The organism is Croceicoccus sediminis (assembly GCF_007570835.1).
Classification (GTDB): domain Bacteria; phylum Pseudomonadota; class Alphaproteobacteria; order Sphingomonadales; family Sphingomonadaceae; genus Croceicoccus; species Croceicoccus sediminis.
In genome coordinates this window covers 285,703-298,300 of the sequence record NZ_SUNC01000003.1, presented here as the reverse complement: position 1 = coordinate 298,300, position 12,598 = coordinate 285,703, and the positions used below count along the sequence as shown (strand labels likewise).

Annotated in this window: 10 protein-coding genes; all 10 read left to right on the top strand. The window is 65.4% G+C overall.

Going from position 1 to position 12,598, the window contains the following annotated elements; translation table 11 throughout:
- The first annotated feature begins 59 nt into the window (after positions 1 to 59).
- The 10 genes from mraY (at position 60) to ftsZ (ending at position 12,573) form a co-directional block, all read left to right on the top strand.
- A complete protein-coding gene (gene mraY / locus FAX90_RS12035) occupies positions 60 to 1,121 on the top strand; it encodes a phospho-N-acetylmuramoyl-pentapeptide-transferase (RefSeq protein WP_144097649.1) in 1,062 nt (353 codons plus the stop codon).
- A gap of 17 nt (positions 1,122 to 1,138) precedes the next feature.
- A complete protein-coding gene (gene murD, locus FAX90_RS12030) occupies positions 1,139 to 2,482 on the top strand; it encodes a UDP-N-acetylmuramoyl-L-alanine--D-glutamate ligase (RefSeq protein WP_144097862.1) in 1,344 nt (447 codons plus the stop codon).
- On the top strand, positions 2,479 to 3,705 hold the full coding sequence (locus FAX90_RS12025; protein WP_338080283.1) for an FtsW/RodA/SpoVE family cell cycle protein: 1,227 nt from the start codon (positions 2,479 to 2,481) through the stop codon (positions 3,703 to 3,705). Before murD ends, FAX90_RS12025 begins: the two co-directional genes overlap by 4 nt.
- 19 nt (positions 3,706 to 3,724) lie before the next feature.
- Positions 3,725 to 4,897, top strand: coding sequence for an undecaprenyldiphospho-muramoylpentapeptide beta-N-acetylglucosaminyltransferase (gene murG / locus FAX90_RS12020; protein WP_144097648.1), 1,173 nt, complete (start codon positions 3,725 to 3,727; stop codon positions 4,895 to 4,897).
- Complete coding sequence (murC, locus tag FAX90_RS12015) at positions 4,894 to 6,315, top strand: UDP-N-acetylmuramate--L-alanine ligase (RefSeq protein ID WP_144097647.1); 1,422 nt, start codon at positions 4,894 to 4,896, stop codon at positions 6,313 to 6,315. The genes murG and murC overlap by 4 nt, the downstream gene beginning before the upstream one ends.
- Before the next feature lie 26 nt (positions 6,316 to 6,341).
- Positions 6,342 to 7,283 (top strand): UDP-N-acetylmuramate dehydrogenase, encoded by a 942-nt coding sequence (gene murB, locus FAX90_RS12010; RefSeq protein WP_144097860.1) that lies wholly within the window; start codon positions 6,342 to 6,344, stop codon positions 7,281 to 7,283.
- A complete protein-coding gene (locus tag FAX90_RS12005) occupies positions 7,280 to 8,227 on the top strand; it encodes a cell division protein FtsQ/DivIB (RefSeq protein WP_144097646.1) in 948 nt (315 codons plus the stop codon). The genes murB and FAX90_RS12005 overlap by 4 nt, the downstream gene beginning before the upstream one ends.
- 4 nt (positions 8,228 to 8,231) lie before the next feature.
- Positions 8,232 to 9,500, top strand: coding sequence for a cell division protein FtsA (gene ftsA, locus FAX90_RS12000; RefSeq protein ID WP_144097645.1), 1,269 nt, complete (start codon positions 8,232 to 8,234; stop codon positions 9,498 to 9,500).
- A 53-nt stretch (positions 9,501 to 9,553) separates the two neighbouring features.
- The gene (locus tag FAX90_RS11995; RefSeq protein WP_144097644.1) at positions 9,554 to 10,903 is read left to right on the top strand and encodes an MBL fold metallo-hydrolase; all 1,350 of its coding nucleotides are present in this window, start codon (positions 9,554 to 9,556) and stop codon (positions 10,901 to 10,903) included.
- A 170-nt stretch (positions 10,904 to 11,073) separates the two neighbouring features.
- Entirely contained in the window at positions 11,074 to 12,573 is a 1,500-nt protein-coding gene (gene ftsZ / locus FAX90_RS11990) for a cell division protein FtsZ (protein ID WP_144097643.1), read from the top strand.
- Positions 12,574 to 12,598 lie beyond the last annotated feature (25 nt).

Genomic DNA, 12,598 nt, shown 5'->3' with positions numbered 1-12,598 from the left:
TTTGCGCGGCAGGCGACGCACCTGCCTGCCATTGTCCAGAGCACCGCTGAGGAGCGCCGATGCTTTACCTGCTTGCCCAGTTTTTCGAATTCGAGGGACTGGCCAACCTCATCCGCTATCAAAGCTTCCGTGCGGGCGCCTGCCTGCTGACGGCGCTTGCCATCGGCATGATCATCGGTCCGCGCTTCATCGGTTACTTGCGGGTCAGCCAGGGCAAGGGTCAGCCGATCCGTGCCGACGGTCCGCAGACCCACCTTGCCAAACGCGGCACGCCCACGATGGGCGGGTTGCTCATCATGACCTCGCTGCTGATCTCGATGCTGCTGTGGATGGACCTGACCAGCTTCATGGTCTGGGCCTGTATCGCGGTGACGGTGGGCTTCGGCCTGATCGGATTCCTCGACGATTATGACAAGGTGACGAAGCGTTCGCACAAGGGCCTTTCGGGCAAAGTGCGCCTGTTTTTCGAATTCCTGATCGCGGGGCTTGCGGCGTGGCTGGTGGTCGATGACACCACGCTCTACCTGCCGTTCATGACTTTCGGCATCCCGATGGGGCCGGTCTATTACGTGTTTGCCGCCTTCGTGATCGTCGGCGCGGGCAATGCGGTGAACCTGACCGACGGTCTGGACGGGCTGGCGATCATGCCGGTCATCATCGCTTCGGGCACCTTCGCGATCATCGCCTACCTTGTCGGTCGTACCGACTTCGCCGAATACCTGGGCATTCCCTATGTCGAAGGTGCGGGCGAACTGGCCATCCTGTGTGCCGCGATTATCGGGGCGGGACTGGCCTTCCTGTGGTTCAACGCGCCCCCTGCGGCGGTGTTCATGGGCGATACCGGATCGCTGGCCCTGGGCGGCGCGCTGGGCGTAATCGCCGTTGCCGCGCACCACGAAGTCGTGCTGGCCATCGTTGGCGGCCTTTTCGTGCTGGAGGCCGTGTCGGTCATCGTGCAGGTCTTCTGGTTCAAACGGACCGGAAGGCGCATTTTCCGCATGGCGCCGATACACCACCACTACGAACAGAAGGGCTGGGCCGAAAGCACCGTCGTGATCCGTTTCTGGATCGTTGCCATCGTGCTTGCGGTGATCGGCCTTGCCACGCTGAAACTGCGGTGAGCGGACGGCCGGCCTCGATCCTGCCGCGCGCGGTCTTTGAAGGATCGCGCTACGCGGTGCTCGGGCTGGCACGCAGCGGCCTTGCCACCGTGCGCGCCCTGTGCGCCGCCGGGGCCAGCGTCGTGGCGTGGGACCGTAACGAAAGCGCGCGGGCCGATGCGGAAAAGATCTTCGCCGATACCGAAGGCGCCTGCACCGTTGCCGAACTGACGCCCGATGCGGTGAAAGGATGCAAGGGCATCGTCGTGTCGCCCGGCGTGCCGATCAACCGGCATCCCATCGCCGACATCGCCCGCACCGCCAATGTCCCGCTGATCGGTGACATCGAACTGTTCGCAACCGCGCGCAAGGCACTGCCTGCGCACGGTGTGGTCGCGATCACCGGCACTAACGGCAAGTCGACGACCACCGCGTTGATTCACCACCTGCTGGACAGCGCGGGGCGCGTTGCGCGGCTTGGCGGGAATATCGGCATTCCGATCCTGGGGACGGAGCCGCTGCCCGACGGCGGGGTCTACGTGCTGGAACTGTCCAGCTATCAGATCGACCTGACGCGCAGCCTTGAAGCCGACATCGCGATCCTTTTGAACATCTCGCCCGATCACCTCGACCGGTATGATGACGGTTTTTCCGGCTATGCCGCGTCGAAGGCCCGCCTGTTCGAGCTTCAGCACGGCCACGGTCTTGCCATCGTCGACCGCCATTCGCTGCGCCAGATCGAACCTGTCGCCCGCGCCCTCGAAGGCCGTGCACCCGTGGTGATCGAAGACGTGTCGATCCCCGGCGATCAGGCGGATTGGCCCGCCCTGCAAGGCCCGCACAACATGGGCAATGCCGGCGCCGCCGTCGCTGCGGCGCGCCGCATGGGTTTGACCGATCAACAGATCGCGGACGGGCTGAAAACCTTTCCCGGCCTGCCGCACCGGATGGAACGCGTGGCCACTGTCGGCGGGGCACTATTCGTCAACGATTCCAAGGCGACGAACCCCGCGTCCGCCGCGCCCGCACTGGCTGCGTTTCCGCCCGTGGATGGCAAGCCGCGCGTTCACTGGATCGTCGGCGGCTTGCCCAAGGGCGACAGCCTTGCCGAGATCGAGCCGCACCTCGGCAATGTCGCCGCCGCCTACACCATCGGAGAGGCTGGGCCGATGTTCGCGCAGCTGCTTGGCGGCCGCGTGCCAAAAGTCGTCCGCGCCGAACTGATGGCAGAGGCCGTACGCTCCGCCGCCGCCGCGGCGGGAGAGGGCGATGTCGTCCTGCTCAGCCCGGCATGCGCCAGTTTCGACCAGTTCCGCGATTATGAAAAGCGCGGTGAGGCCTTCGTCAGCATGGTCCGGTCATTGGAGGGAGACGCATCGTGAGCCTTGCTCCGCAATTCGAAGGCGGCAATTTCCAGCGCGGCGCGGGCGGGGTGCACATCGCTCGCCGTTCCACCACGCGTCGCAACGGCCGCTGGCACGAACTCACCGTCTGGTGGCGAGAGATCGACAAGGTCCTGCTCACCATCGTCGGCCTGTTGATGATGGCAGGCGTGATCGGCGTCGCCGCGGGCAGCGCGGCCAGCGCCCATCGCCTGTCGACGGCGGAAAAGACCCTGTCGGACCTGCACTTTTTCTGGATGCACCTGACCTGGCTGGTCATGGGCATCGCCACGATGTTCGCGGCAAGTTTGCTGCCCCGCGATTCTGCGCGCAGGCTGTCGATCCTGCTGGCCGCGGGAATGTTCGTCCTGTTGGTCGCGGTGCCTTTCGTGGGTTCCGAAATCAACGGCGCGCGCCGCTGGATCCGGCTGGGCGCCTCGTTCCAGCCGTCCGAATTCTACAAACCGGCCTTCACCGTCATGCTGGCGTGGATCCTGTCGTGGCGGGTGCGCGATCCGCAATTGCCGGTCATGGTCTTGTCGGGCGCGGTTCTGGCCGTGTCGGTCGGCCTGCTGATGCTTCAGCCCGACTTTGGTACGGCGATGTTGCTGTGCGGCGTGTGGTTCGTGCTGGTCGTCACCGTCGGCTTGCCGTTGCACCGCGTGGGCTGGGCGATGGGCGGGATCGTGGCGCTGATCGTCGGGGCCTATTTCTTCTATGACAATGCGCGGAGGCGTATCGACGATTTTCTCGGCGGCACGGAGGCGTACAGCCAGGTCGACCTTGCCAACAAGACACTGACCAACGGGGGCTGGTTCGGGCGCGGCCTGTGGATGGGCGAACGCAAGAAAGCCCTGCCCGAGGCTCATACCGATTATATCCTGTCGGTCATTGGCGAGGAATTCGGCCTGATCGCGGTTGCCGGGATCGCCTTGCTGTTCTGCGCATTGGTGGTTCGCGTCCTGTGGCGGCTTTCGGGGGAGGACGATCTGTTCACCCTGCTGGCCGGAACGGGCCTTGCGACGCTGCTTGGCGGGCAGGCCTTCATCAACATGGCGGTGAACCTGCAACTGTTCCCGTCCAAGGGCATGACCCTGCCGCTGATTTCCTATGGCGGTTCCTCGATGATTGCGCTGTGCCTTACTGTCGGGCTGCTACTGGCGGTTACGCGGCGTAACCCGTATCTGACGCGCGATGGGCTCCCCAAGGGGCCGAGACGATAGAAGGACGATAGCAAAGGCGATGAGCGTCACGCGCCATTACGTACTCGCCGCCGGGGGCACCGGCGGACACATGATCCCCGCCTTCGCGCTGGCGAGCGAACTGCTTGCCCGCGGGCACCAGGTCGCGCTCGTCACCGACAGCCGGGGCGAGGCGATTCCCGGCGTGCCCAACGGGATGTCGGTCCACGTCCTGCCCGCCGGGCGGATGCAGGGCGGGCTCTTGGCCCGGTTCAAGGCGCTGCTTGCGATCTGGAAGGGGCGGCGCATGGCGATCCGCCTGCTGAACGAGATGAAGCCGAGCGCGGTCGTCGGTTTCGGCGGCTACCCCGCGCTGCCGACCCTGCTGGCCGCGCGGGCCGCAAAAGTGCCTTCGGTGATCCACGAACAGAACGCCGTGCTGGGCCGGGTCAACCGCTTCCTTGCGCGCAGCGTCGCGGCGATCGCCACGGCCTATGAAAAGGTGGAGCGGATGCCGTCGGGAACGGCGGGCAAAGTCCACCTTGTCGGCAATCCGGTCCGCGCCGAAGTGCTGACTCTTCGCAACCGTCCCTATCCCGTGTTCAGCGCCAATGGCTTGCTGCGCGTCTTGGTCACTGGCGGCAGCCAGGGCGCGACGGTCCTGTCGAGGGTCGTGCCCGACGGGCTGGCGCAACTGCCCAAGAGCATCCGCCACCGCCTGCAAGTGACACAGCAGTGCCGCGCCGCCGATATCGACACGGTGCGAGAGGCCTACAAGCGCCACGAGATACCCGCCGAACTGGGCACTTATTTCGAGGACATGGCCGAACGCCTTGCCGACGCGCACCTGTTCATCGGCCGCGCGGGCGCATCGACCATTGCCGAACTGACCGCCGTGGGCCGCCCCGCAATCCTGATCCCGCTGCCCAGCGCGATGGACGATCACCAGTCGGCCAACGCGCGCGACATGGCAGAGGCTGGCGGCGCGCGGTCGATCCGGCAGGACCTTTTCACGCCCGAGGAACTGGCCCGCCAGATAGAGGCGATGGCCGCCGACCCCGAAACGCTGGGCAATGCCGCGCACATGGCCTGGAACTGCGGCCGCCCCAATGCGGCGAAGGACCTGGCCGACCTGGTCGAAAGCTTCGGCGGCGCGCCACTGATGGACGTGATCCGCGTCGGCAAGTCGGCAAGTGCCGAAACTTCCACCCAGACTGCAGGAGCGGGCGCATGAAGGGCGTTTCGACCGACATCGGCACGATCCACTTTGCCGGCATCGGCGGTATCGGCATGTCCGGCATTGCCGAAGTGATGCACAACCTGGGCTATTCGGTGCAGGGATCGGACATCAACGAAAGCTATGTCGTCGAGGGGCTTCGTAAAAAAGGCATCCCGGTGATGATCGGGCAAAAAGGCGAAAACCTCGAAGGGGTCGCCGTGCTGGTCACTTCGACGGCGGTAAAGCGGGACAATCCCGAAGTCGTCTATGCGCTGGAAAACCGCATCCCCGTGGTGCGCCGGGCGGAAATGCTGGCCGAACTCATGCGGCTGAAACGTACCGTCGCGGTGGCGGGCACGCATGGCAAGACGACGACGACTTCGATGGTCGCAGCCTTGCTCGATGCAGGCGGCGTGGACCCGACCGTCATCAACGGCGGCATCATCAATTCCTATGGCTCGAACGCGCGCGTGGGCGAAAGCGACTGGATGGTGGTGGAGGCGGATGAGAGCGACGGGTCTTTCCTGCGCCTCGACGGGCAGATCGCGGTCGTCACCAATATCGACCCCGAACACCTCGACCATTATGGCAGCTTCGACGCGGTGAAGGACGCCTTCGTCGAATTCATCGAGAACGTGCCGTTCTATGGCGCGGCAGTTTTGTGCATCGATCACCCCGAGGTTCAGGCGATCCTGCCCAAGATCCGCGACCGCCGCGTGGTCACATACGGCTTTTCTGCACAGGCCGACGTGAGGGGCGAAAATGTGCAGCCTTATCCCGGCGGCAACAAGTTCGACGTGTCCATCCGACACCGCGACGGCCACGTCGACCGGATCGAGGGCGTCGACTTGCCGATGGCGGGCCGCCACAACGTGCAGAACTCGCTTGCCGCGATTGCCGTCGCGCTGGAAATGCAGTGCGCGCACGAAACGATCCAGGACGGCTTCTCCCGCTTTTCCGGGGTCAAGCGCCGTTTCACCAAAGTGGGCGAGATCGAAACGGGTGCCGAACCGGCGATCGTCATCGACGACTATGGCCACCACCCCGTCGAAATCCGCGCCGTGCTGTCCGCCGCGCGTGAAGGCGCGCGGGGCAGGGTGATCGCGGTCGCCCAGCCGCACCGGTTCAGCCGCCTGCGCGACCACATGAGCGAGTTTCAGCAGGCCTTCAACGATGCCGACGTGGTCTACGTCACCCCGGTCTATCCCGCGGGCGAAAAGCCGATCGAGGGTGTCGATGCCGACGCGCTCGTCGCGGGACTCAAGGATCGCGGCCACCGCACCGTGAGCGTTGTGGAAAGCGCGGACGCGCTGGCCGACGTGCTGGCACAGACGGTCGAACCGAACGACCAGGTCGTGTGCCTTGGCGCGGGCGATATTACCAAGTGGGCGGCAGGCCTTGCCGATTCCGTGAACGGGCGGACTGCTGGCTGATGGCTTCTATCGTCGATCAGGGCAGCATGCTGGAGGTAGCGCTGGAAAGCGGCAGCTTCACCGTGCCTGCGCCGCGCGGCGACCTGACCGCCGATGCTCCGCTGGCCAAGCTGATCTGGTTCAAGACCGGCGGCCCCGCCGAATTGCTGTTCGAGCCTGAGGATGCGGACGATCTCGCCGCGTTTCTTGCCGCGCTTCCCGCCGATGTTCCGGTCATGGGGCTGGGGCTGGGGTCAAACATGATCGTGCGCGACGGCGGTGTTCCGGGCGTAGTCATCCGCCTTGGCAAGCCGTTCTTCGATACCGAAGTGCTGGACGATTTCACCGTCCGCTTCGGCGGCGGGACGCCGGGCGTTCTGGCCAGTTCCACCGCGCGCGATGCGGGGATCGCGGGCATGGAATTCCTGAAATCCATTCCCGGCACCGTTGGCGGTTTCGTGCGGATGAACGGCGGGGCATACGGGCGCGAGGTGAAGGACATCCTCACCGAATGCGACGTCATTCTGCGCGACGGCACGCGCAAGACGTTTGCCCTGTCCGACATGGGTTATACCTATCGGCATTCGGACCTTCCCGATGGCGCGATCGTCGTGTCGGCGACGATGAAGGGCGAGCCGGGCGATCCCGATGCGATCCAGGCCGAGATGGATCGGATCAGCGAGGCACGCGAAGCTTCGCAGCCGCTACGCACCAAGACCGGCGGGTCGACTTTCAAGAACCCCGACGGCACCTCGGCATGGAAGCTGGTGGACGACGCGGGTTGCCGCGGCCTGATCATCGGCGATGCGCAAGTCAGCGAGAAGCACACCAACTTCCTTATCAACCGCGGAGAGGCGAGCGCCGCCGACATCGAGATGCTGGGCGAGGAAGTGCGCCGCAGGGTCAAGGACAAGTCGGGCGTGACGCTCGAATGGGAAATCCGCCGCGTCGGCAAGTTCGGCGCGACGAAGGTGGAGCCGGGGGCATGAGCACCACGATCAAGCGCGGAGGGAAAGGCGTCCGCCGCGCGGCATCGGCAAAGGGCAAGAAGCGCGCCGTCGCCGGAGCAAAGGCAAGGACCGGCGGCCTGTTTTCGCGCATGGTTACAGGCCTGGGCCTGTCCGAAAGCGCGCTGCAAAAGGCGTTTACCGGCTTGATCGTCATTGTCGCGGGCGCGGCGATCTGGGGTATCGCGGTCGTATCGGGCTTTGGTTCCTTCGCGGACGAGACGATGGGCAAGCTCGCCGCCGATACCGGTTTCGCGGTCCGCCGGGTCGAAGTCCACGGCGTCGAGCGCATGGACGAGGAAGAAATTTACAGCCGCGCCATCGCCGCGCAGGCCCAGCCGATGACGCAGCTGGACGTGGCGAACCTGCGCGAGGAACTCGTGTCGCTGGCATGGGTGTCGGACGCGCGCGTATCGCGCCAGCTGCCCGACACGCTGGTCATCGACATCATTGAACGCACGCCCCACGCGGTGCTGCAGCAGGGTGAGGATTTCGTCCTGATCGACCCATCGGGTCACAAGCTGGAACCGGTCGCGCCCGGCAAGGCGGAAAGGATGCTGGTGCTCAAAGGCGAGGGCGCTGCCGAACGGGCGGCGGATCTTGCCATCCTGCTGGAAGCCGCGCCCGCGTTGAAGAAACAGGTACGCGGGGCAGAGTGGATCGGCAATCGCCGCTGGAACCTGACATTCGCGACAGGACAGGTCGTGGCCCTTCCCGAAGGGGAGGACACGTCGGCAGAGGCGCTGGTCGCCTTTGCGCAGATGGACGGCATGAACCGCCTGCTGGGCGGCAAAGTCGCGGTATTCGACATGCGTGATCCCAGCCGCGTCTACATGCGCGTGCCCGGACGCGCGCAGGACGAGGCGAAGGCACGCGAAGAGGCAAAGCGTCTCGCCGCCGAAGCGGCGCGGGACAACGGGGGCTAAGGCAATGGCGAACCTCAGGATCGAAAAGGTTTTCGGCGCGATCAACATCGGGTCCTTCCGCATTTCCGCGATGATCGCGGGGCTGACGGCAGATGGCGAGATGATCGTGCTGGGTTCGGGGCACCGCGCCGCCGACGGTATCCGGCGCGGCTATGTCACCGACATGGACGCGGCCAGCCACGCGATCCGCGACGCGATCGAACGCGCCGAACGCGCCGCGGACACGCAAGTATCCTCGGTCTGGATCGGATGTGCGAACGCCGGTTTGATGAGCGAGATTCGTGAAGTCGATATCGAGACTGGTGGACGCCGGATCGACCAGGACGACGTCGAATACCTGCTGGCCGAAGCGCGCGACCGTATCGTGCCGCAAGTGGGCGAACCGCGCGTCGTGCTCCACGCACAGCCTGCGCACTACATCCTCGATGGCGCGCAGGGCGTGTCGAACCCACGCGGCCTTCATGCCCAGCGGCTCGCCGTCGCTGTCCACGTGATGGAGGCAGAGGCCGGCCCACTGCGCAACCTGATGGAAGCGGTACAGAACGCGCACCTGGAGGTCGAAGGCGTCGTCGGTGCGGCGGTGGCCAGCGGCCATGCCTGCCTTAGCGACGAGGAAAAGGAACTGGGCGTCGCGGTCGTCGATTTCGGCGCGGAAGTGACCCACGTATCGGTCCATGTCGGCGGTATGCTGGTGGGCGTGTCGGTCCTGCCCTATGGCTCCAACGACGTGACCGACGCCATCGCCTCGGCCTTCGGCATCCGCCGGATGCAGGCGGAACGGCTGAAGTGCGTCTACGGCTCCGCCATTGCCAGCCCGACCGACCACCGCGAGATGATCCCGCTGGGCGCAGAGGGCAAGCATGGCGGCGAGGAAGTGCAGCGCGCCGAACTGATCAGCGTCATCAACGGCCAGCTTGGCCGCTGGACCGAGGACGTGGCCAAGGCGCTGAAAGGCATGGGTTTCGTCATCGGGCGCGGCGGTAGCGGGCGGCAGATCGTGTTGACCGGCGGCGGTGCGGAACTCGCGGGCCTTGCCGACTATGTTCAGCAGGCCTTTGCCAAGCCGGTTCGCACCGGCCGCCCGCCGCAGATGACCGGCCTTCCCGAAGCGCACGCGCGCCCCGGATTCGCGGCGTTGACGGGCCTCGTCCTTTATGCCGCGGCCGACCCGGTCGACATCCGCACCCACGGTTCGGCATGGCAGTCCACGTCGCGGTTTGGCCGGATGAACCTGCCCGCCCGCGTCATGCGCGCGATCCGCGAGTATTTCTGATCCGGAACCGGCAGTGATCCCCCTCGTATCCTAAGGGTACGAAGGAGGATCCATTGCTGCTCGAAAAGATCAAGACACCCGGACTTTCGCACTTGTCCTATATTGTCGGGGCAGGCGGAAAGGCGGCGGTGATCGACCCGCGCCGCGACTGCGCGATCTATGTCGAAAAGGCCCGCGCCGAAGGGCTGGAGATTACCCACATCTTCGAAACGCACCGGAATGAGGATCTCGTCTCCGGCGCGCCGATCCTTGCCGCGATGACCGGTGCGAAAGTCCTGCACGGCCCGAATGCGGCGGGCGACGTCGCCTATGCCGAAACCGCGCACGAGGGCGACTGCTTCGATATCGGGCAGCTTCGCATAGAGGTGCTGGAAACGCCGGGCCACACGTTCGACCATCTGGCCTTCGTGCTTCACGACACGGCCTATCCGGATGGGCCGGTCGGCGTATTCACGGGCGACGCCCTGTTCGTCGGCGACGTGGGCCGCACCGATTTCTACCCTGATCGGGAGCGCGAGGTTTCCGGCATGCTCTACGACAGCCTGCAGAAGCTGCTGGCTCTGGGCGATCAGACGATCCTCTATCCCGCGCACGGCGCAGGCTCGGTCTGCGGATCGGGCATGGCAGAGCGCGAGTTTTCGACCATCGGCCACGAACGTGCGAACAACCCGCGCCTGCAGCTCGGCCGCGAGGCGTTTATCGAGGCCAAGGTTGCGGAGCACCATTACCAGCCACCCTACTTCCGCCTCATGGAGCGGCTGAACCTCGAAGGCGGCGATCCCGCACCGCGCATCATGGCGCCGCCGGTATTGTCGCTGGACCAGTTCAAGGCGCTGGAGGTCGATCACGTGATCGACGTGCGCGAACCGCTGGCATGGGCGTCGGGGCATTTCCCCGGCGCGTTGTGCCTGCCGGTGGGAATGATCCCCGCCTTTGCCGGGTGGTTCGTGGGCGAGGGGGAGAGCATCGCCCTCGTCGGATCGGACCGCGGCCAGATCGAAACCGCGATGGAACACCTGGTCCGCATCGCGCTCGACAACGTGGTCGGCGGCTATGTCGGCATCGTGCCTGCCGCCGCGCAGGGGATGGGGATGCAACGCTTGCCGACCGTCGTCACCGAAGAGGTGGCGGAACGCGTCGCGGCGGGCAAGGCGGGCTGGAAACTGCTCGACGTGCGTGACGCCGACGAACGGGCGGCCTCCGCGATCGACGGATCGGTGCACATCTACGTCGGCGAACTGGCGGAAAAGTGGCGCGAACTGGACAAGGACACGCACTATACCGTCATGTGTGCCAGCGGGATGCGGGCCAGCGTTGCGGCGGGTCTGCTTGCCTCCAAGGGCTTTGAAAAGCTGGATATCTACTTGGGTTCGATGGGCGCGTGGAAAGCCGCGCAGAGCTGAATTTTCGGTTTGTCGGCAAAGCCGCGCGCTTCATCGCGAATCGCCGAAAATCCTCGCCTCACCGAGGTGTGGAAATCTATGAGAATCCTTTGCTCCGGTGATTCGTTCTGTGGCACAAAGGACATCAATTTCGGGGGCACGCTGGACGCAGCGATTTTGCGGAGACGTTCATGAGCATCAATATCGGTCCACCGGCAGTTGAAGAACTGCGGCCGCGCATCACCGTGATCGGTGTCGGCGGGGCAGGTGGCAACGCCATCGCCAACATGATCCAGGCACAGATCGAGGGGGTGGATTTCGTCGTCGCGAATACCGACGCACAGGCACTCAACAACTCGATCGCCGAAGATCGCATCCAGCTGGGGCCTGAAATCACGCAGGGGCTGGGCGCGGGTTCGCGGGCAGAGGTCGGCCGCGCCGCAGCGGAAGAGACGCTGCACGAGATCGACCGGATGCTCGACGGCGTGCACATGTGCTTCATCGCGGCCGGCATGGGCGGCGGAACCGGCACCGGGGCGGCCCCCGTCATCGCCAAGGCGGCGCGTGACAAGGGTGTGCTGACCGTCGGCGTCGTGACCAAGCCGTTCATGTTCGAAGGCAGCCGCCGCATGCGTTCGGCAGAAGCCGGGATCGAGGAGCTGCAGAAGCACGTCGACACCCTGATCGTCATTCCGAACCAGAACCTGTTCCTGGTCGCCAGCCCCGACACGACCTTCAAGGAAGCTTTCGGGCTTGCCGACGAAGTGCTGCAACAGGGCGTGCGTTCGATCACCGACCTCATGGTCATGCCGGGCCTCATCAACCTCGACTTTGCCGACGTGCGTTCGGTGATGGGCGAAATGGGCAAGGCGATGATGGGCACGGGCGAGGCAGAGGGCGATTCCCGCGCTCTTGAAGCCGCCGAAAAGGCGATTGCCAACCCGCTGCTCGACGGTGTTTCGATGGCCGGCGCCAAGGGCGTCATCGTCTCGATCATCGGCGGCGAGGACATGCGCCTCATGGAAGTCGACGAGGCCGCGAACCACATCCGCGAACTGGTCGACCCGGACGCGAACATCATCTGGGGTTCGGCCTTCAATCCCGACCTTGCCGGCAAGATCCGCGTCTCGGTCGTCGCCACCGGCATCGATCAGGCCGCCGAACAGGTCCAGCCGCAGGGCGGTGCGCAGCCGTTCTCGCTGGGTTCGGGCCGTGCGCCGATGCGCCCGGGTGCCGCACCTGCCGCTCCGGCACAGGAGGCTTCGCCCGCGCCCGATCACGCGGTTACCGATCCGACCGGCGGCATCGACGATCCGGCCGACGACAGCGAGCACAAGCTCGTCGGCGGCGGCTTTGCTTCGGCGAACGACGAACCGCTCGACCTTCCGCTGGAACTGAGCGACGAGGTTGCCGACAATTCGGACGAACTGGTCCTGGGTGACGAATTCGTGCAGCGCCCCGCTGCGGCGGAAGATCACTCTGTCGTCAACGGCGGCTGGCAGCAGCCCACCCCGACGCCGCGCCCGGCCGCACCAGCGCCCGCTGCACCGGCATCTTCAGGTGGCAGCACGCTTTTCGAACGCATGGCCAGCCTGTCGCGCCCGCGTGACGAACAGCCTACTCGTGAGGATGACGATGACGACGGCGCGGAGCTTAACATCCCGCGTTTCCTGGGACGGCATAACCGTTAACCGGAACACGAAGTCGAAGAACCGC